General features: G+C 28.8%; 23 protein-coding genes and 1 pseudogene. 14 read left to right on the top strand and 10 right to left on the bottom strand.

The window, feature by feature from the left end; translation table 11 throughout:
• The first annotated feature begins 4 nt into the window (after nt 1–4).
• From C7U54_RS11980 to C7U54_RS11950, 7 genes are read left to right on the top strand one after another with little or no spacing between them, the layout of a single operon-like run.
• Nucleotides 5–862: a class C sortase gene (locus C7U54_RS11980; protein WP_107030452.1), complete on the top strand. Its 858-nt coding sequence runs from the start codon at nt 5–7 to the stop codon at nt 860–862.
• Between the two features lie 13 nt (nt 863–875).
• Complete coding sequence (locus tag C7U54_RS11975; protein ID WP_107030451.1) at nt 876–1883, top strand: DUF5979 domain-containing protein; 1008 nt, start codon at nt 876–878, stop codon at nt 1881–1883.
• Nucleotides 1884–1895: 12 nt separating this feature from the next.
• Nucleotides 1896–2393, top strand: coding sequence for a hypothetical protein (locus tag C7U54_RS11970; protein WP_107030450.1), 498 nt, complete (start codon nt 1896–1898; stop codon nt 2391–2393).
• Between the two features lie 12 nt (nt 2394–2405).
• Nucleotides 2406–3146: a hypothetical protein gene (locus C7U54_RS11965; RefSeq protein WP_107030449.1), complete on the top strand. Its 741-nt coding sequence runs from the start codon at nt 2406–2408 to the stop codon at nt 3144–3146.
• A 13-nt stretch (nt 3147–3159) separates the two neighbouring features.
• Nucleotides 3160–3894 (top strand): hypothetical protein, encoded by a 735-nt coding sequence (locus C7U54_RS11960; RefSeq protein WP_107030457.1) that lies wholly within the window; start codon nt 3160–3162, stop codon nt 3892–3894.
• Complete coding sequence (locus C7U54_RS11955; protein WP_206603621.1) at nt 3895–4758, top strand: MucBP domain-containing protein; 864 nt, start codon at nt 3895–3897, stop codon at nt 4756–4758.
• Nucleotides 4758–5276, top strand: coding sequence for a signal peptidase I (locus C7U54_RS11950; RefSeq protein ID WP_107030448.1), 519 nt, complete (start codon nt 4758–4760; stop codon nt 5274–5276). Before C7U54_RS11955 ends, C7U54_RS11950 begins: the two co-directional genes overlap by 1 nt.
• Nucleotides 5277–5856: 580 nt before the next feature.
• On the opposite strand, the gene C7U54_RS11945 is transcribed toward C7U54_RS11950, so the two are convergent.
• From C7U54_RS11945 to C7U54_RS11915, 7 genes are read right to left on the bottom strand one after another with little or no spacing between them, the layout of a single operon-like run.
• Nucleotides 5857–6912: a type IV pilus twitching motility protein PilT gene (locus tag C7U54_RS11945; protein WP_107030447.1), complete on the bottom strand. Its 1056-nt coding sequence runs from the start codon at nt 6910–6912 to the stop codon at nt 5857–5859.
• Nucleotides 6913–6921: 9 nt separating this feature from the next.
• Nucleotides 6922–7359, bottom strand: a complete 438-nt coding sequence (locus C7U54_RS11940; protein WP_107030446.1) for a hypothetical protein — start codon at nt 7357–7359, stop codon at nt 6922–6924.
• Complete coding sequence (locus tag C7U54_RS11935; protein ID WP_107030445.1) at nt 7349–7750, bottom strand: hypothetical protein; 402 nt, start codon at nt 7748–7750, stop codon at nt 7349–7351. The genes C7U54_RS11940 and C7U54_RS11935 overlap by 11 nt, the downstream gene beginning before the upstream one ends.
• Nucleotides 7751–7762: 12 nt before the next feature.
• Nucleotides 7763–8233, bottom strand: a complete 471-nt coding sequence (locus C7U54_RS11930; RefSeq protein WP_107030444.1) for a DUF4860 domain-containing protein — start codon at nt 8231–8233, stop codon at nt 7763–7765.
• The gene (locus C7U54_RS11925; RefSeq protein ID WP_107030443.1) at nt 8226–8561 is read right to left on the bottom strand and encodes a type II secretion system protein; all 336 of its coding nucleotides are present in this window, start codon (nt 8559–8561) and stop codon (nt 8226–8228) included. Before C7U54_RS11925 ends, C7U54_RS11930 begins: the two co-directional genes overlap by 8 nt.
• Nucleotides 8562–8574: 13 nt before the next feature.
• Nucleotides 8575–9621: a type II secretion system F family protein gene (locus tag C7U54_RS11920; protein ID WP_206603620.1), complete on the bottom strand. Its 1047-nt coding sequence runs from the start codon at nt 9619–9621 to the stop codon at nt 8575–8577.
• A 14-nt stretch (nt 9622–9635) separates the two neighbouring features.
• Nucleotides 9636–10562 (bottom strand): transglutaminase-like domain-containing protein, encoded by a 927-nt coding sequence (locus C7U54_RS11915; RefSeq protein WP_107030441.1) that lies wholly within the window; start codon nt 10560–10562, stop codon nt 9636–9638.
• A 149-nt stretch (nt 10563–10711) separates the two neighbouring features.
• On the opposite strand from C7U54_RS11915, the gene C7U54_RS11910 reads away from it, so the two are divergent.
• Genes C7U54_RS11910 through C7U54_RS11890 form a run of 5 tightly spaced genes read left to right on the top strand, consistent with a single transcriptional unit; the run spans nt 10712 to nt 14626 of the window.
• Nucleotides 10712–10909: a hypothetical protein gene (locus C7U54_RS11910; RefSeq protein ID WP_022001418.1), complete on the top strand. Its 198-nt coding sequence runs from the start codon at nt 10712–10714 to the stop codon at nt 10907–10909.
• 59 nt (nt 10910–10968) lie between these two features.
• Nucleotides 10969–12906, top strand: a complete 1938-nt coding sequence (locus C7U54_RS11905; protein ID WP_022001417.1) for a P-type ATPase — start codon at nt 10969–10971, stop codon at nt 12904–12906.
• A 38-nt stretch (nt 12907–12944) separates the two neighbouring features.
• Entirely contained in the window at nt 12945–13763 is an 819-nt protein-coding gene (locus tag C7U54_RS11900; RefSeq protein ID WP_022001416.1) for an RluA family pseudouridine synthase, read from the top strand.
• A gap of 12 nt (nt 13764–13775) precedes the next feature.
• Complete coding sequence (locus C7U54_RS11895; RefSeq protein ID WP_022001415.1) at nt 13776–14297, top strand: tRNA (mnm(5)s(2)U34)-methyltransferase; 522 nt, start codon at nt 13776–13778, stop codon at nt 14295–14297.
• A gap of 53 nt (nt 14298–14350) precedes the next feature.
• Nucleotides 14351–14626, top strand: a complete 276-nt coding sequence (locus C7U54_RS11890; RefSeq protein WP_022001414.1) for an HPr family phosphocarrier protein — start codon at nt 14351–14353, stop codon at nt 14624–14626.
• 23 nt (nt 14627–14649) lie between these two features.
• Here C7U54_RS11890 and C7U54_RS11885 read toward each other — a convergent pair.
• Nucleotides 14650–15957: pseudogene (locus C7U54_RS11885) on the bottom strand (uracil-xanthine permease family protein).
• A gap of 186 nt (nt 15958–16143) precedes the next feature.
• On the opposite strand from C7U54_RS11885, the gene mraY reads away from it, so the two are divergent.
• Both mraY and murD read left to right on the top strand, forming a co-directional pair.
• A complete protein-coding gene (mraY, locus tag C7U54_RS11880; protein ID WP_032089521.1) occupies nt 16144–17121 on the top strand; it encodes a phospho-N-acetylmuramoyl-pentapeptide-transferase in 978 nt (325 codons plus the stop codon).
• A 1-nt stretch (nt 17122) separates the two neighbouring features.
• A complete protein-coding gene (gene murD, locus C7U54_RS11875; RefSeq protein WP_107030440.1) occupies nt 17123–18466 on the top strand; it encodes a UDP-N-acetylmuramoyl-L-alanine--D-glutamate ligase in 1344 nt (447 codons plus the stop codon).
• Nucleotides 18467–18491: 25 nt separating this feature from the next.
• Here the strand turns inward: murD and C7U54_RS11870 are convergent, their stop codons facing one another.
• Together C7U54_RS11870 and C7U54_RS11865 are read right to left on the bottom strand one after the other, a co-directional pair.
• Entirely contained in the window at nt 18492–19016 is a 525-nt protein-coding gene (locus tag C7U54_RS11870) for a DUF4351 domain-containing protein (protein WP_107030439.1), read from the bottom strand.
• Between the two features lie 121 nt (nt 19017–19137).
• The gene (locus tag C7U54_RS11865; protein WP_107030438.1) at nt 19138–21189 is read right to left on the bottom strand and encodes an elongation factor G; all 2052 of its coding nucleotides are present in this window, start codon (nt 21187–21189) and stop codon (nt 19138–19140) included.
• Nucleotides 21190–21218 lie beyond the last annotated feature (29 nt).

The raw sequence follows: 21218 nt of genomic DNA, 5'->3' as shown, positions 1-21218 counted from the left end.
TTATATGAAAAAGAGATTACCGAGTATTTTGGTTGGATTGTTATTCTTAGTTGGGTTGGGTATTATGATTTATCCTACTGTTTCTAATCAATGGAATACTTATCGACAAAATAAATTGATTAGTAATTATGAAAAAATAGTTGATGATATGTCTGATGAAGACTTTAGTCAAGAATGGCAAAATGCACAAGCATTTAATGAAACAATAAGTGGGAATAATGTTTTTGCTGATGTGTTTGGTGAAAAGTCCAAGGATAGTGAAAATAGTGAATATAATCGAGTTTTAAATATGAATAATGATGGAATCATGGGATATATTTCTATTCCTGAAATCAATATTAAATTAGCTATTTATCATGGGACAAGTGATGATGTTTTACAAACGGGTGTTGGTCATATTAATGGGTCTAAACTTCCTATTGGAGGTGAAAGTACACATTGTGTTTTAGCAGCGCATAGAGGTCTTCCTAGTGCAGAATTGTTTACTGATATTGATCAACTACAAACAGGTGATAAATTTTATTTGCATATTTTAGATAAGGTTTTAGCTTATGAAGTAGATCAAATTTTACCAATGGTTGATAAAGATGATCATCAAACTTTACAAAATGCTTTGTCTATTACTGAGGGTCAAGATTATGTTTCATTATTTACTTGTACACCTTATGGAGTGAATAGTCATCGTTTAATTGTAAGAGGACATCGTGTTGAATATAATGGTGAAGAAGATGTTAAACAATCTGTTGGAGATAGAATGTTAGAGTCTATTAAAAACTATTATATGTTGATTTTAGTTTTAGGTTTATCAATTACGATACTTGTTATTATTATAATGAGATATGTTTTTAATAAAAAGAAATAAGGAGGATATGAGGATGAAAAAGAAATTTTGTAAGTTATCGGCTATCTTTATAGGGTTGATAATGATGTTTACGGTTGTTGTTTTACCAAATGTTGAAGCAGCATTACCTGTAGATGTTAATAAAAAATGTAGTTTAGAAATTTCAATTAGCTCTCATAGTTATGCTAAGGATTTATCGAAAAATGATGTTCAGGTGGATCTTTATAAGGTTGCTTCTATTAGCCAAGGTGGCAATTATACAGGTTTAGATGTATTTAAAGACATTGATTGGTCAACTGTTAAATATGATGCAACTCAATCAGCGAAGACTTGGAAACAAAGAGCAAGTGAAGCTTCTAAAGTTATTAAAGATGCTACTCCAGCTTATACAGCAACTTTAAAAGGCGGATATGTTAAGCTAACAAATTTACAAACAGGACTTTATTTAGTTGTTGTTAATGATATGAATAGTCAATATTATTCTTATAAGTTTACACCTTATTTAGTTTCTCTTCCAAATAATTATTATTATACAACTAAAAAGGATGATACATGGTATTATGATTTAGTTGGTTCGAAAGCTATTGGTATTAAAGCTGATCGAGAATTAAGAATGAGTTCTATTCAAATTACTAAAAAATTAACAAGTCAAAATACAACTTTAACAACAAATGCAACATTTGTTTATCAAGTTGATATTGAAACAATTGAAAATCAAAAAGAAACAAGATTTATTACTTTAAATTTTGATGAAGTAAAAGAGAAAACAATTAGAATTGCTGATATTCCAGCAGGTTCAAAAGTAACTGTTACGGAAGTTTATACAGGAGCTGGTTATGAAATTGTTGGTGATTCTAAAAAAGTTTTGGAATCATTAGTGGCAGATGAAGATAGTCAAGGAATTGCTAGTGCAACTTTTGAAAATAAGGCTTCTAGTGAAATTCATGGTGGTTATGGAATTGTTAATAATTATAAATATTCAAAAGAAGATCAAGATTATACAGTTAAACAAAGTAAAGAAAATAAGACAGTTCAAGAGTAGGAGGATAGAGATATGAGAAAATTTAACAAAAAATTAGTATTATCTATTGTTGCTCTTGTGATGATTTCTACTTTAGGTATTGGTAAGGCTTTGGGATATTTTACGACTCATACGAATGCAACTGGTGGATATAAAATGGATTTAGGTTTTACAGATACGAAGATTAAGGAAGATGTTGATAAAGATGGAAAACATGTTGTGATTACTAATGTTGGTGATTATGATTGTTTTGTGAGAGTTAAAGTTTTTGCAGCGGATAACCTTAAAATTAGATATAATTTAGGTGAAGATTGGCAAGAAAGTGGTGATGGGTATATTTATTATAATAAAGTGCTTTCTTCTAAAGATAAAACAAGTGAATTAAATATTAAATATACACTACCTGAAGTAAATGATGATAATAAGGATAAAGATTATAATATCGTTGTTATTCAAGAATTTACACCGGTTGTTTATGATGATCAAGGAAACTTAATTGCTAATTGGCAACAAGTTTATGAAACAGAGTAGGAGGTTATGGTAATGAAAAAAGTGAAATCAATTTTTATGAAACCTACAATCCTTCTTGGTATAGCTGCTGTTTTATTACTTGGAAGTGGTGTAGGAAGTGCACGTGCAGCACTCACATATTATAGTGATCAATATTCGGCTTCTATGGATATGTCTACAATTGGAGTTTCTTTAAAGGAAAATGGAAAGGTTGTTAGTTCAAAGACGTATGATGATCAAGGAGATGCAACAACTAATGGTGAAGGTAAACTTCTTCAAAATTTATTAAAAGATGATGAAAAGTTTGCTTTAGGAAAAACTTATGATGAAAAGTTAGCTGTAGAAAACAGTGGTAATATTGATACTTTTGTAAGAGTTGTTTTAACAAAGAGTTGGCAAGATAAAGAAGGGAAAAATGTTGATTTATCACCAGCATTGATTGAATTAGGATTTAATCAAGATGGATGGGTCATTAATGAGGCTCAATCAACAGATGAACGTGTTGTTTTATATTATACAAAGGTAGTTGAAAGTAAGAAAACAACACCGGATTTTATGAAAACTATTCGTATTAGTAATCAATTGTCAACAATGTATACGAAAGTAGAGGATAAAAAAACAATTAAATATCAGTATACTTATAATGGATATACATTTACATTAGATGCAGAAGTTGATGCAGTACAAACTCATAATGCGAAAGATGCTATTAAGAGTGCTTGGGGAATTGATGTGAATGTTAATGACGATGAAACTAAATTGAGTTTAGGATAGGAGGGTACAGATGATGAAAAAAAGAATTTTGTGCCTTGCTATGGCACTTATGATGATGGTTGGTACTTTTTCAACAGTTCAAGCTAAAGAATTAGTAGGAAAAGATCATTGGAAGGTTTCATTTGATGGTAGCCAAATGACAACTAATTTTGGTAAAGATCAAATGAATGATGAATTAAGTAATATTCAGCCTGGAGATTCAACGACTTTAAAAGTTAAAATCGAAAATAAAAATAGTCAATATACTGATTGGTATATGACAAATGAAATTATTAAAACATTGGAAGATGGATCAAAGGCAACTAATGGTGCTTATGAATATCGTCTAGCTTATGTAGATAGTCAAAATAATGAAACTTTAATTTATGACAGTTCTACTGTTGGAGGAGATAGATCACAAGGGTTAAAAGAAATTAAAGGTCTTGATGATTATTTCTATTTAGGAAGATTGGCTAAAAATGATGTTGGGTATGTCACACTTACACTAAGTGTTGATGGAGAAACACAAGGGAATAGTTATCAAGCGACAATGGCACAATTGGAAATGAATTTCGCTGTAGAAAACGTCTCTAATCCAGCAGTAACTGTTAATAAAATAGAACATAAAAATGTTTATTCTACTGTTAAAACGGGAGATAGTACAAATATTTTATGGTATTGTGCGTTAGGTTTAGTAAGTGGTTTGTTACTCATTATCCTTGCAATTTTCTTTAAGAAAAAATCAAAATATGAAAAGAAAGGAGAATAAATGATGAAGCGTTTAAAAAAATTATTTATCATGATGATGTCTTTGACAGTTTTCCTTTCTCTTGCTTATACACAAGTCTGTGCATATGGATATAAAGTTACTTTATATACTGGTAATCGAGGAACAATTAATAGTCAAAATGAAATGAGTATAAATGTTTCTAAAGGACAAATGGTTTCTTTAGATCTATCACAAATAGAATTACCTCAAGATAGTAAATATTATGTTAAAGGTATTCGTTTGAGTGGGCATGATAGTGTTGATAATTTGGATCCTGCAACTTTTGTAGTTAATGGTGATTTAGATTATGTTGTTGTTTATGGAGTAAAAGGTAATCAGGTTGCTTATACGATACGTTATGTAGATGAAAATGGTAAGCAATTATCTGAAGATACCGTTTTATATGGAAATGTAGGAGATAAACCGGTTGTAGCTTATAAATATATTGATAGTTATATACCTCAAGCCTATGCTCTTACAAAAACACTTGTTGAAAATGAGAAAGAAAATGTCTTCACATTTACTTATAAACCAGGTGAAACGGGTGAAATAATAGAAAATACAAATATTGTTACAACAGTTATTTCAACAACACCTTCAACAAATGCAAATCAAGGTAATAATGGAACAGGAAATGCAACAGGCGGAACACAAAATAATGATGGGGATACGACAACAGCTGAAGATGAAGATGTTCCACAAGGTTTAGTTGATTTAGATGATGAAGATACACCAAAATCTAATATTTCAGTTAATAATGAAAAAAATAGTTCAACACCAATTTATGCAGGTATAGCAATCTCGCTTGCAGCAATTGTAGGAATTATTGTAGCATTTATGACAATTAGAAAGAAAAGAGTTTAATGTCACAAAAGAAAAAGAACCCAGTAGCTACAGTATGTAGCTTGCTGGGTACTATTTTATTAATTGTTTTAATATTAGGGTGTATACCATTAACTGTTCCTAAAGCATTTGGATATAATATTTATACTGTCATTAGTGGTAGTATGGAACCTGCAATTCCTGTAGGTAGTCTTGTTTATGTAAAGTATCAAGAACCTGAAACAATTCAAAAAAAAGATGTTATTGCATTTTATGGTGCTAAAGATGCCTCTTCTATAGTGACACATAGAGTTGTTACGAATAAAAAACTTTCTGGTGAATTTATTACAAAAGGAGATGCAAATCAAACAAAAGATATGAACTCTGTAAATTATAATAATTATATGGGTAAAGTCGTTTTATCAATTCCTATCATTGGTGGTATTGCACAATCTTTGACAACAGCTAGTGGTAAAATTGCTTTATTTTGTTTAATAGCATTTATTCTATTATTAGAAATTTTAGGAAGTTTGTTACACAAAGTAGAATTTAAAAAATAGTCTTAAGAAGTCCTAAGGGACTTCTTTTTTTGGACTATTTGTCCATTGAAAGGAGGAAAATAGAAAGATAAAATAATAAAAAAGAAATATTTGTGAATAAAGTTTGAGACAAATTTGAGACGAATTATCTTTAAACCTATGATACAATTAAATTAAGAAAGCTCCTTACATCAATATTAAAAAAAGAGATAAAAAGCGATGATGGCTAACTATAAAACACTCATGTAAGGAGGTAAAAAAATGAGGCAAATAAGAAATGCAAGTGATACAACCTGTAAACAGTTATTAAGAGACGAGGAATGTTTTGCCGTTGCAGGGCACACACTTTCCACCTGTTTATTATTTTAATTTGCGGTTGTATTTTATTTTATTATGTATAGAGTTTGCGGTTTAACAAAGAACAACTTAAAGTAAAATTAGGAACTTTATCAAGACCTTTAGAAAAATAACTCACAAATATATCGCTAGAAAAATTAAATGTTCTTACATTAAATATCTTTAACATCAATAGTGAAGAAGATGTTTTAAAAATTATTTGTTAATAAAAGCCCATTTTCATCTTAGAAAATAGGCTCTAATTTTACAATTTCTTTTTTAACATTTCTTCATTTGTAGCGTAGTTCAATGCAGTTTCTTTTGTGATTTTTCCTTCTTTATAGAGATTGAGTAAACTCATATCAGTTGAAATCATATCAGGTTTATTAGATGCATAAAGGATACCATCAATTTGAGGTATTTTATGATCTCTAATCATATTACGAATTGCAGGTGTGACTGTCATAATTTCAAAGACAGGAATCAGTTCTCCATTAATATCAGGAACGAGTTGTTGAGTAACAATGGCCTGTAATACCATTGAGAGTTGTACAGCAATTTGTCTTTGTTGGCTTGCTGGAAAAACATCAATAATACGATCTATTGTGTTAGCTGCACCAATTGTATGTAAGGTAGAAAAAACAAGATGACCGGTTTCTGCTGCTGTCATAGTTACATCTATTGTTTCATAATCTCGCATTTCTCCTAGTAAAATAACGTCAGGACTTTGTCGTAGTGAAGCACGTAATGCGACTACATAGCTTTTAGTATCAACTTTTACTTCTCTTTGACTTACAATGCTTTTTTGATGTCTATGTAAAAATTCAATAGGATCTTCTAGTGTAATAATATGTTTTTCTTGTGTTTTGTTAATTTCATTAATAATACAAGCAAGTGTTGTTGATTTACCACTTCCTGCAGGTCCAGTAATTAACACAAGACCTTTAGACAATTTAGAAAAATCAATAATTTGTTGAGGAATACCTATAAGTTCAGGTTGTGGTAAATCGAAAGTGATGATTCTTACAACAGCAGATAAGGCACCTCTTTGCTTATAGGAACTTACACGAAAACGTGAAATTCCTGGTAATGCAAAGGAAAAATCATCATCACCTTTTTCTTCTAGAATATTAATATCTCTATTGCCAGCAAGTTCATATATTTCTTCTAGATATTTTTTTGTTTGAGGTGGCATAAGTTTTTCTTCATTTTCATGATGAATAGAACCATTTGCACGATAAGAGATAGGCAAACCAGCGACAATAAATATATCTGAAGCATGTGCTTCGACAGCTTTTTTTAATAAATTTACAATATTCATAATACTCTCCTATTCACTTCCTAAAAGAGGAAGTGTACTTTCATTTTTCCATTCTTTGGAAGTTACTGCTTGCCATTTAATAATTTTATATCTGTCTTGATTTTGAGTTAATTGAATTTCAACATCTAAATCTTGATATTGATCAATGTTTTCTTTAAATGAAATGTAAGTATTATTATCTTTTAAAGAAATTTCTATATTTTTAAGAGAAGATAAATCTTTATGGCTAATGATTGCTTGATCAATTTCTTTTAATTGTTTTTGTGCATGAGAATAAGCTAAATAATAATTTTCAGTTTTTAAAACAGCTTTATCTGTATATTTTTGATCTCTTAGAGAACTAGACAGAGAAAGTGTTGCAAAAACAATTAAACAAATAACAATAAAAACAACAAGTAATAAAGAAGTTCCCATATTAATAATTGGAAAAGATTTTTTATGATTCATGGTTATCCTCCTTTATATATTGATCACTTGTAATAGAATAAATCTTTTTGTGGTAATGATAGACTCTTACATGAATTGTTTCTATTGAGTCTTTATCACTACAATAAATTTTAATAAAATAAGTTGAATTCTTTTTATGACAATTTTTCCAGTTTTCATCATAATAATGAATATATTCTTGATTAACTTGATAAATTGTAGGATCATTTAAAAATTCTTCTACATAGCCTGTTGCTAAATTCATAGAAATATTGATATCATTTGTTTCTTTAGATAAAGAATGGGCTTTAACGAAAAATTGAACACATATACTTGATGCTAAAGCAAAAAAAGCAATGGCAATTACTAATTCGAAAATAAAAATATGTGTTTGTCTATTAATATTTTTCATTTTAGACCTCCTTTATTTTGATTGGATTGCAACATTTGTATTAATTTCTTTATGATCTACAATACATGAAAAATGGTATAAATAAGGATTGATTTGTTGCATTTTTAAATGTGATACAGGAATTATTTTTTTACCATCATCTTTATCAAATTCAAGTTGATTAGAAATAAATAACTCTTTTAAATACCCCTTATCTTCATAAAGATAAGTTGTATATTTGCCTTGACTATAAGATGACTTTAATACCAAAACATCTTTTTGATCAATTTGTTGTAATGAAACACTGTCTATCAAATCATTTTGATGTATTTTTTGAGTAATATAGGATAGAGCAGTGCGTGTTTGATAATTACTTTGTTCTAATTGAACGGTCTTTCTATACGTATGAAAAGAAAGAATTAAAACAATAAAACAACTACTGATAAAAACAAAGAATAAAGCAATTGGAAAAATCATATCAATTACATGTTTATTTTTATTCATATGCACCCTCCTTCCTGATGACAACGATATCAGGAGCAATATTTTCACCGAGCACTTGATAATCTACAAAAAAGATTTTCTTATTATAAGTTAAACCGTATTCTTTTTCTAAAATATTTAAACTTTCTGGATAGTGACCAACAAGAACATAATACTGACTAACGCATCTTTCAATTGCTGTTTCTAAATTGGTTTGTTGTTCATCTATAGATTGTTTAGACATGGATTGAACACCATAATTAAATAGACCAGCAACACTTAAAAAAATAATGACAGAAATAACAATATTTTTAAAAGGATGATTTCTTTTTTGATTTGTGAATCTCATAAAAAGTACCTCCCTATATATTTGACATAATTCCTAAAAGTGGCAACATGACAGATAATAAGATAACTCCAACAATAATAGAAAGGATAATAACAAGTGTTGGTTCTAAAATATTAATATACGAGCTTATTTTTTCATCAATTTCATCTTCTAATTGATCAGCAATATCATCCATAATAGAATCTACTTGACCGGCTTTTTCAGCAATATTCAACATTCTAGATTGAACACCAGTAAAAATATGACTATCATGAAAAGATTTTGCTAGACTCGATCCTTTATCTAAAAGATTTTGGCAATCATTGATTTCTTTTTGAAAATGTTTGTCATAAACAAGTTCTTTAGATAATTCGATACAACGATCAAAAGGGAGCCCACTTTTTAAAGAAAGAGACATTCCTCCAGCTAAACGACAAGCATATATTTTATGAAATAAATTTTTTATACCTTTAAAATGATAGAAAATAGTTTTAAATTTTTCTTTTCCATTTTTATTGTGTAATAAATAAAAGATAAAACCAATTACAATTAATAAAATAATAATAAAAACAGCAGCATACTTAGATAAAGTATTTCCAAGTAAAAGAACTCCTTTAGATAATCCAGTCATCTCATGACCTAATTGTTGAAAAACTTGATTAAAAATAGGCATTACTTTTGTCATTAAAATAACAATAATGACAACCATCATCAAAATCATGATCATTGGATAAGTAATAGCATTCTTTATACTTTGTAAAATCATTTCTTCTCTTTGATAATGATGAGACAATGCATCCATAACTTCATCATTTCTTCCTGTTTCTTCACCGATTTCTAGCATCTGGATCATATAATTAGGAAAAACAGATGTTTTCTTTAAAGATATAGCAAGTGAAGATGTCATTGTTAAATCTTCATAGATTTTTTCTAAAAGCTGTTTTTCATTTTTATTTTGACTATCTTCTATCATCATAGAAATACCTTCTATTGGTGAAATACCAGCTTTTAAAATCATAGACATTTGTTTACAAAAGCTAGATAATTCTAAATTTGTAAGTACTTCATTCTTTTTATTCATAAATATCATCCCCTCTAATATGTATATTTTACTATATATTTACTGCCATCACCGATATATTTTTTTACATCTTTACTTTTATTATTCGCTCCTAAAGTTGGGTCTAATAAAGACCAGTCTTTGCCATCAAATTCAATAATATTGTCTATCCAACCAGTTTCGTCTACATAACAACTGATCCAGGCATGATAAACTTCACCAACATAACCTACTTCGAGTTTTGTAGGAATTCCTTGAGACCTAAGCATCGCACAAGTTAAAGAGGCATAGTCGAAACAAATACCTGTTTTATCATTTAATGTTTGATCAGGATCAGGAACATAACCATACTGTACATTATTTGCTTTTTCTTTATTATATTTTATATTTTTGATAATGTAATTATAAACATTTGAAACAACATCTAAAGATGAGTAGCATTTTTTAGCGAGTTGTCGTGCTTTTTTGACACAAAGAGAATCTTTATTAAATGAAATATAATAATTAGAATAAAGAAATGGTAGATACTCGTTTTCTAAAGAGACATCTATTTGTTGTGTAAAACAAGTTGCATAGAGATTTTTAGTCGGATCAACGGATTCTAAAACAGTTATTTTATAAGTACCATTTCCTCTTGGTAAAGGATATGTAACAAATTGATTTAAATACGTAACAGGATATGTATAATTATTTTGATCAGGAGAGGTTACTTGTATTTTAACTTTTTCATTATGTCCACTATAATTAACCATAATATATCCTGAAGATGTATGTGATGCATCAACACTTACGTTATTTTCTTGATAAGTAACTTGATAGTCGGTAGAAGGTAAATATAATTGTGGAGATGAATCACGTAATTTTTTTGATTCCTTTTTTGAATCATTGTTTGAACAGCCGGTAATACAAAAAAGACATGTAATTGTAGAAATAAAAAAAATAAATAATTTTTTTATTTTCATAAAATGCCCCCTTTGCTTATTCATCATTTATTATATCATATTCAAAGGAAGTTTGTCATAAATAGAAAGCTGATGTACAATAATAAAGAAATGAGGTGATTATCATCGCAAATTCAGGGAAAAGATGTTTATGTAGATGTATAAAGTCAATGAACATCATTATTGGAAAAGAAGAAAATACTTTATTTGAAAAAGGAGCAATCTATGATTGTGTTATTAAAGGAGAAATAAATGAACAACTTTATTATAAAGTATATGGTGATGAGTTCACTTTATCTTGTACAGAAAAAGAATTCCATCAAAATTTTTTGATTATCAAACATAAAAAGACGAATGAAGGAAAGTAGGAATTTTGAATTTTATAAGAAGTATGATAAAATAAGTTGCATAAAAAGGAGTAAAGAATATGGAACGTGTATATTATATTGATCATGTAAGTAATGATGATATTAATGCTTTATCTTTAAAGTTAAATAGTATGCAAGAAGTGTCACATATTAAAATAAATAAGGATTCTATTTCGTTTAATTGTGCACGACCAGATAATATACAAAACTATTTAGATGAATCAAAGATGGATTATGTACTTCAAGAAATGGTCAATCGAAAGAAAAGAGAGTATGTTTCTAATCAAGCAAAAGTAGAAAAAATCTTCATGTTTACGAATTTGGAAAGTGAAAAAGATGCACACGAAATACAAAACATTCTTTCTAAATATAGTGTTTATGAAAATGTTCAATTAGATTTTCAAAACAAACTTTTAACATTAACAACTTCAGCAAAAGCATTACCTCGTATTTCACGTATTGTTGAAAATGTTAATCCTGAAATACAAGTAGAACAATGGAAAAAGCCTTTTAAATCACAAGATTTATTTAATGAAAAATATGTACAAAAGTATGCAAGAATTGCTTTATTATGTGTAGGTATTGCACTTGGATTGGTTACTTTTGGAGATACTTCATTTTTAACTTATGTAGGATGGATGATAGCTTTACTTATTTGTAATGAAAAAGTACTTGTTGAAGCTAAAAGAGATTTACAGTTAAAAAATTATTTATCAGAAAATAATATCTTTTTATTAGCTTGTTTTATGGGATGGATCTATGGAGCATTTATTGAAGCGTTGGTCGTTTCTATCATGTATCAAGCTGGTAAACAATTGATTATGCAAGTAACACAATGGTCTATGGAAAAGATCGATGATTTAGTAGCGCATCAAAACTTAGGAAGAAGGTTACGTAAAGGAAAAGAAGAAATGATTCCTTTAGGTAACTTTGATATTGGAGATGTTATCGTTATCAATGAGGGTGAAACCATTCCTTTAGGTGGTAAAATTATTAAGGGAAATGCTAAATTGGATGTTTATGCCATTGATGGTAGTGATGTATGTATTAAATCTAAAATTGGAAATGAAGTTTATAGTGGAACTGTTGTTACAGAAGGATATTTACATGTAAAAACAACAGCTTTATATGAAGATTCAGCAATGTCTAAAGTTTTAGATATTGCGATGAATGCACCAATGTCTTCATCACATACAGAAAAAATTATTTTTAAAGTTTCTGATGTTTATTCTAAAGCTTTAATTATTGTTGGTTTAGTATGCTGTGTTGTTTTACCATTAATAAATTTAACAGATAATTTAAAATATATGTATTTAGGAATTATTATGTTGACTGTTTCTGGAAGTTTTGCCTATGTTCAAGGAGCATCCTTTACTTTACTTGCGGGAATAGCTAAAGCATTCTCTAAAAAAATTGCGATTAAAGAAAATAGCGGGTTGGATGATTTAAATACATGTACAACAATTATCTATGATCGTTTTGATGGTATTGAAACAACAGAAGAAGAAATGGATCTTTTTGAAAAAATCAAAGGATTACATAAATCATTGATTATTTTTAATGACGGACCGGTTGATTTAGAAAATGATGAATATACAATTTATAACAATTATAGTGTTGAACAAAAATTAAAAGTTATGGATAAAACACTTGTTGCTGGACCTGTTGCTTATATTGGAGATTGTGATAAAGATATTGCTTTACTTCAAAAGGCTTCTGTTGCCATTTCTCGTGGTGGTGTGCATAATGAAAAAGTACAACGTAATAGTGATATTATGTTGACGGATTCTAATTTTGATACAATTATTGATTTATTAAAAATAGCTAGAAAACAAAAGAGTATTAATATTGGAAATACTTTTATTGGGATTGTGATTAGCTTGCTTGTTGTATTATTAGCAGTTATTTCATTTATTTCTTGGTGGGTAGCTTGTTTAATTTATATTTTAGAATCAATACTTGTTTTATTGAATTCACAAAATATTGTAAGAATGTAAAATGCAAAGATTTCTTTGCATTTTTTTAGGAGAAAAAAATGAAAGTAAAAAAAGAAATGTTATTAATGGATTATCTGTTATTATCTTATAATCGCAAAAATGCTAAAAACTTATTAAAATATAAACAAGTTTATGTAAATAACCAACAAATTAGTCAGTTTGATTATTTATTACATGAAAATGACCAAGTAGAAATCAAAAAAGAAAATACATCTTCATTAGAGATTTTATATGAAGATCAAGAATTTGTTGTAATCAATAAACCTTCTGGTTTATTAAGCATGTCAGATGGTAAAGAAAAAGAAAAAACAGCTTATCATTATGTAAGTGAATATTTAAAAAAACAAGACAGAAAACAAAAAGTATTTATTGTTCATCGTTTAGATCGAGAAACATCTGGTGTTTTAATGTTTTGTAAAAATGAAAAAATAAGAGATTTATTACAAAAAGATTGGAATAAAATTGTTTATTTAAGAGGCTATATGGCTTTAGTAGAAGGTAAAGGCTTAAAAAATGGAACATTAAAAAACTATTTGGCAGAAAGTAGAAGTCAACAAGTTTATGTTACAAGTAAAGAAAAAGGGAAACTTGCGATTACGCATTATAAAGCTATTAAAGAAATAAAAAACCAAACCCTTTTAGAAATACAATTAGATACAGGTAGAAAAAATCAAATCAGAGTTCAATTATCAAATATTCATCATCCAATTGTTGGCGATAAGAAATATGGAGCAACAACGAATCCACTGAGAAGGCTTGGATTACATGCACATGCATTTGGTTTTATTCATCCTGTTACTAAAAAGAAATATGAATTTAAGGTGGATTGTCCAAAAGAATTTTATGGTAAAAAATAAGAGGTGAAGAAAATGGAATCTATGATTGAGTTTGTACATCAAAGGATAAAAAAACATAAATATCAAAACGGGATTGATTTTACGATGGGAAATGGTCATGATACACTGTTTTTAAGTGATTATTGTCATCATGTTTATAGTTATGATATTCAATCATTAGCGTTAAATAATACAAAAGAATTAGTAAAGAGAAAAAAGAATATTACTTTATTTTTAAAAAGTCATGAATACTTTGATGAAGATGTTCAAGATTTTGAGGTTGGAATTTTTAATCTAGGTTATTTACCAGGTGGCAATCATGAATGTGTAACACAGTATGAAACAACCTTAAAAACAATAGAAAAAGCTTTGGAACATTTAGTCAAAGGTGGATGTTTGCATGTGGTTGTTTATATTGGACATGATCAAGGGAAAGAAAGTACAAATTTGGATGCATATTTTCGTTCTTTAGATCATAAACTATATAATGTAGCAAAGTTTGAGATGATGAATAAAAACAATTCGCCATATGTTGTTATTATTGAAAAAAGGTAAATCAAATCAGTAAAAACGTGCTATAATAAATATATAGAAAAGGGGAGATTATTATGGCAAAAAAAGTGAATATTGAAATTACAAATCCTGTAGGTCTTTATGCTTCTCCAGCTACTGAATTAGTGGATGCGGTCAAACTTTATAAAAGTCATGTGACGCTCAATTATAATGAAAAATCAGTAAATATGAAGTCTTTAATGGGTGTTTTGTCTCTTGGAATTCCTCATAAGGCAAAAATTGAAATTGTTGTAGAAGGTGAAGATGAAGGTACAGCAATGGATATGATTGTTGAAAAAATCAAATCACTTGAAATTGGAACGATTCAATAATAAAAATACGCAAAAGCGTATTTTTATTTTATCTTTTTAATATTCATATCTTTAGGTAAAACAAGACTTAGAATAATTGAAACAACAAAAACAACAGCAACGCAATTTCCAGCAAAAACATCTTGAATGATTTTTGGAAAAATATGCCAAATATCAGCTTCTGTTCCTGAAGTAAATCCAATTCCAACAGCTAATGATAAAGCAACAATTGTTACATTTCTTTGATTAAATCCAGCTTTAGCAATCATTTCAATTCCACTTGTAAGAATAGTACCAAACATCATAATTGTACCACCACCTAAAACAGATTCAGGCAATGATGAAAAGAAATTACCAATAGGTGGAAGTAAACCAACTAAGATCATACAAATAGCTCCTGTAGCAATCGTAAAACGATTGACGACTTTTGTTATATTGATTAAACCAACATTTTGACTAAAAGAAGTAATCGGTGGACAACCAAATAATGATGAAATAGAACTACAAAACCCATCACAAGCTAAAGAATCAGAAATTTCTTCTTCTGTAACTTCACGATTTAATCCTGAGTTTACAAGGGCTGAGGTATCACCAATCGTTTCAGTAGCTGAAACTAAGAAAATAACGACGACAGCGATAATCGCGCCAAGATCAAACTTCATTTTAAAAGGAAGTAGATGAGATAAAGCAATCAATCCACCATTAAAAATAACAGATAAATCTACTTTTCCCATAAAAATAGCAAGAATATTGCCAACAATTAAACAAAATAAAACAGATAATTGTTGGCTATATGATTTTGCAAAAATATTAAATAATAAACAAGCTGCTAAAGTGATAATCCCTAAAAGTAAATTTTTAGCAGAGCCAAAACTTTCACTGTAACCTCCACCAAAAGAACGTGTTCCAACAGAAAAAAGTGAAAAATCAATGGACGTAACAACAGATGCAGCAACGATTGGTGTAATAATTTTTTTTCAATAACGTGCAAGTAGTCCTAAACACCCTTCAATTAGTCCACCTATTAAAACTGCATCCATGGCACTTGCATAACCATAAGTAGCACCTACATAGGTTAAGATAGCTACAAAATTAAAGTTGACACTCATAACAATAGGTAAACGTGAACCGATTTTCCAAATAGGATATAATTGAATTAAAGTTACAATTCCTGCAATAAACATTGCATTTTGTAATAAAAATGCAATTTCTGTTTGTTTTAAACTAGATGCAAGACCAATTAAAGTAATTGGTGAAAGGTTAGCAACAAACATTGCTAAGATATGCTTCAATCCAAAAAGAATTGCTTTTAAAATTGGAACTTTACCATCTAATTTGTAAAGATTTTCCATACTTGTGTTGTTTTCTCTTATAATTTTCCCCTTATTAATAAAAATAAAAATAAGTGAATTCTAACGTGTTTTTATAAGAAAAACGATAATTTTCAAAAAAAGAGAACGTTTTTTTTAGAAATTTGAAGGAGATAAAAAAGTGTGGTATAGTGTAAAAGAAATAAAGAGTGAAGGGGAATGAAGTTTATGGAAAACTTTATAAAGTTAATGTTGGCATTTGGTATTGGACTTTTATTAGTTTTACTTGCAATGCCTAAAGTCATCCCATTTCTACATAAAATGAAATTTGGACAAGTAGAAAGAGAAGAGGGATTAGAATCACATAAGAAAAAAGGTGGAACACCTACAATGGGTGGTGTTGTTTTTGTTTTAGCGGCAGTGATTGCAGCGTTTGTTGTAAATTATAAAAATATAACAAATCCTAATTTGATTTTAATTACAATTGTTTTAGTAGGTTATAGTTTAATTGGATTTATTGATGATGCTTTAATTATTTTAAAACATCAAAATGAAGGATTGAAAGCATGGCAAAAATTCTTGATGCAAGCTATTTTGGCAGTAGGATGTTATTTGTATCTAGAAAATTTTGTACCTGGTTTTACAACAGAAGTGACTATTCCAATTGTGAAAGTAAATATTGATTTTGGTTGGTTCTATGCTGTTTTAGTATTTATTATGTTTACCGGTGAAAGTAATGGTGTTAATTTATCTGATGGTTTGGATGGTCTTGCGACAGGTCTTTCAATGGTTGCAATTGCACCATTTATCATCTATGCTATTATGATTAAAGATTATACGATTGCAAGTTATGCTACAGCAATGGTTGGAGCATTACTTGGATTTATGTATTTTAACTATCATCCTGCACGTATTTTTATGGGAGATGTAGGTTCTCTTGGACTTGGTGGATTTTTAGCTATTTTAGCAATCCTAACAAAACAAGAATTATTGTTAATTGTTGTTGGTGGTGTCTTCTTAATGGAAACTTTATCAGTAATTATTCAAGTTGTTTCTTTTAAAACAAGAGGAAAACGTGTCTTTAAAATGGCACCAATTCATCATCATTTTGAAATGTTAGGTTGGTCTGAACAACAAGTAACGATTTCATTTTGGTTTATTGGATTTATTTGTGGTATTATCGCTATTGTGATAGGAGTTATGTAAAATGTTAACAGGGAAAAAGGTTTTAGTGATTGGTCTTGCTAGAAGTGGTAAGGCAGCAGTTAAGTTATTACAAAAGTTAAATGCAACAATTACAATCAATGAAGGAAAAGAATTAGAAAAGATTGAAGGATATCAAGCATATTTAGATGCAGGAATTGAAATTGTAGCAGGGGGACATCCTGATGAGCTTTTTGAAAGAGACTTTGATTTTGTTGTTAAAAATCCAGGAATTAATTATCATAAACCTTTTATTTTAAGATTAAAAGAAAGAGGTATTCCTGTTTATACAGAAATTGAGTTAGCATATCAAGTAGCTAAGAAACAACATTATATTGCTGTTACAGGTACAAATGGTAAAACAACAACTGTTACTTTGATTTATGAAATATTAAAAGCACAATATGAACATGTTCATTTTGCGGGTAATATTGGTAAACCTTTATGTGATGTTGTTTTAGAAAATAATTTATTAGAAGAAGAAAATCATTATATTGTTATTGAAATGTCTAATTTCCAATTACTAGATATTGATAAATTTAGACCAGAAATTTCAACTGTTATTAATTTAACACCAGATCATTTAGATTATATGGCTTCATTAGATGAATATTATGCTTCTAAGATGCGTATTTATGAAAATTGTGAAAGTGATGATGAAGTTTTTGTTAATAATATTGATGATGAAACTTTACAAGAATATTTACAAAGATATCATGTTTATTGTTGTGTTTTAACACAATCTTTAAATAAACCAGCTGATTGTAGCATTATTGATCAAGCGATTTATTTTAGAGGGGAACATATTATTGATTTAAAGGATATTAAGATTGTAGGAGATCATAATGTCCAAAATATTATGATTGCGACTACTATTTGTTTAGTTGCTGGAGTAAGTCCTCGAGTGATTAAAGATGTTGTGAGTCATTTTAAAGGGGTTGAACATCGTATTGAATTCGTTAGAGAATATAATGGTGTTAGAGTTTATAATGATTCTAAAGCAACAAATACAGATGCAAGTATTATTGCTTTAAAAGCTTTTAAACAACCAGTTATTCTATTAATGGGTGGTTTTGATAAAGGATTAGACTTACAAGAAATGTCTACTTATAATTCATGTATTAAAAAGCTCGTGACTTTTGGAGCAGCAGGTAAACGTTTTAAAGAAGATATGCATCATCAAGATGCTTATTATGAAAAAACTTTAAAAGATGCTGTTAATAAAGCATTTGAAATAAGTGAACCAGGAGATATCATCTTACTTTCTCCATCAACAAGTTCATTTGATGAATTCAAGGGTTATGAAGAAAGAGGAAGAATTTTCAAACAATATGTAAATGAAAAATAAGAGAGTACAAAGCATACTCTCTTTTTTAATGAATAATTTTTAAAACATCTTCTTCACTATTGATGTTAAAGATATTTAATGTAAGAACATTTAATTTTTCTAGCGATGTATTTGTGAGTTGTTTTTCTAAAGGACTTGATAAAGTTCCTAGTTTCACTTTAAGTTGTTCTTTTAAAGTATTGAGTTTTCCTTTTTCAATTCCTTGATTTTCAAATTTTTGAAATAATTGATCCATTGCCTTACACATATTGATTTCATCTCCTTCTGGTAAATCTTCTCTTCTAATATTTGTACGTGTAAATGTAGCTGCCATCACGAAGCTTTCTGTTTCAATTTTACGATTTTCTCTTAATCCTTCATAACTTCCTGCAAACATACTTTGATTAATTTCTACGACATCTCTTAATCTTCGATTCATAAGCTTTCTTGCATCCATTGTTTTAAGGTCGATAACAGGTAGTCTCCAATCATTGATATAAGGTTCCATCTCTGATGGTATACTTTTCAATGTTTCTGGCAAGTTCCATTCTTCATCTCCCGTATAGAACACAAAACTTCCTACTGGATAGACTTCTTTTTTATTATTTTATCTTTCTATTTTCCTCCTTTCAATGGACAAATAGTCCAAAAAAAGAAGTCCCTCAGGACTTCTTAAATACCTTTATCAAGTTTTATTTTTTCAATAATCTTTCTACTAAATCATCATTAACAATTTCATAACCATCAAAATGATAATCATATAACCCTTGACCTTGAGTAATAGAACGTAAATCAATCGCAAATTCTAATATTTCTACTTGAGGAATACGACAAACAAGTTTGATTAAACCATCGTCTAAACTATCAGTTTCAAGGACTTTACCACGTTTTTTATTAACATGTGACATCAAATCACCTAAATATTCTTCATCAATATAAATATTTAAAATGACATAAGGTTCTAATAAACATGGATCAAGATGTTTCATCGCTTCTTTAAAACACATCATAGTTGCTGTTTTAAAAGCTTGTTCACTTGAATCTACACTATGATAAGAACCATCTAATAAAGTAGCTTGTATACCTAAAACAGGATAATGACCAATAACTCCTTCTTTAACACTTTCAATCAATCCTTTTTCAACAGCAGGGAAATAAGCTTTTGGGACAGCCCCACCAAATACTTTTTCTTTAAATATATAAGATTGACTATAATCTTTTGTTGGTTCAAAAAGAATTTCTACTTCACCATATTGACCATGACCACCTGATTGTTTTTTAAACTTTGTACGTTGAGTATAACTTTTACGAATTGTTTCACGATAAGAAACTTTCATATCACTTAATTTAACATCAATTTTAAATTTAGATTTTAATTTAGCAACAACACTTTCTAAATGAATATCTCCAATACCATAAATACATTGTTGTTTTGTTTCATGATTATTTTCAAATTTTAGAGTTTGGTCTTCTTCTAATAATCTTGTAATACCACTAGCAATCTTTTCTTCATTTGCTTTACCAATAGGTTGAATAGCTTTACCATAATATGGTTTAGAAAAATGAATAGATTGGTATTTCATACGATAATCTAATGTACATAAAGTATCATTTGTTGAAGAATGAGAAAGCTTTGTCATACATCCAATATCACCAGCACATAATTCATCAACTTCAATAAGTTCTTTTCCTCTTTTTATGTAAAGTTTATTCACTTTTTCAACTTCATTTTTATTGACATTTAATAAAGACATTCCTGTTTGAATATGACCTGTACAAACTTTAAAAAGTGATTCTCTTCCTACAAAAGGATCAACAATTGTTTTAAAAATGAATAAAGAAGGTGGTAGACTTTCGTTAAAACCGATGATATCTTCTTCATGTGTATCAATATTTTCTACAATGATAGAATTACATGTATCACCTGCAGCAGGGAAGAAAGCAACCATTGAATTTAATAAAATTTGAATACCAATATTACTTGTTCCACATAAAACAGGAATCAATGTTTGATTCATAACTCCTTGACGTAAAGCCCAAGAAATTTCTTCTTTAGTAAAAGGTTCTTCATTTAGAAATTTTTCTAATAAATCATCATTTGTATTAGCGACAGCTTCATCAATCATTTCTTTGACAGGCATAACTTCATCCATCATATCTTCAGGAATAGGGAAAGGTTCTGTATGTTCTCCTTTAAAAATACGACCTTCCATTTTAGCTACGTTAATATAACCTATCATTTTATCATGATCCATGATAGGAACTTGAATTGGTGCAATTCCTTTACCATAGGCTTTTTTTAATTGATTTAATTTTTCTTTATAATTGGCATCTGGATTATCTAAGCCATTAATATAAATAATTTTAGCTTTATCTTTTGCTCTAAACATGGCTTGCTTTGTACCAATACTGATATCCCTATAAGAAGGAACAACAATGACAGCTGATTCTGCAACGTGTAAAGCAGCTTCTACTTCTCCTACATAATCAAAATTACCAGGAGTATCTAATAAATTAATTTTACAATGATCCCATTCTAAGGGAATAAGTGATAAATTAATTGAAGATTGACGTTTAATTTCTTCAACGTCATAGTCAGAAATAGTTGTTCCTTGACTAATAGTTCCTATTTGTTGAGAAATTCCTGCACGTTTTGCCATGGCTTCAATAACGCTTGTTTTTCCTGAACCAAGATGTCCTAAAACAGCTACATTTCCAATATTATTTGAGTGATATAAATTCATAGACATTCCCCTTTCTTATATAACTATTT

This window comes from Faecalibacillus intestinalis (assembly GCF_003024685.1).
Lineage (GTDB): Bacteria > Bacillota_I > Bacilli_A > Erysipelotrichales > Coprobacillaceae > Faecalibacillus > Faecalibacillus intestinalis.
This window is presented reverse-complemented; position numbering and strand designations above follow the sequence as displayed.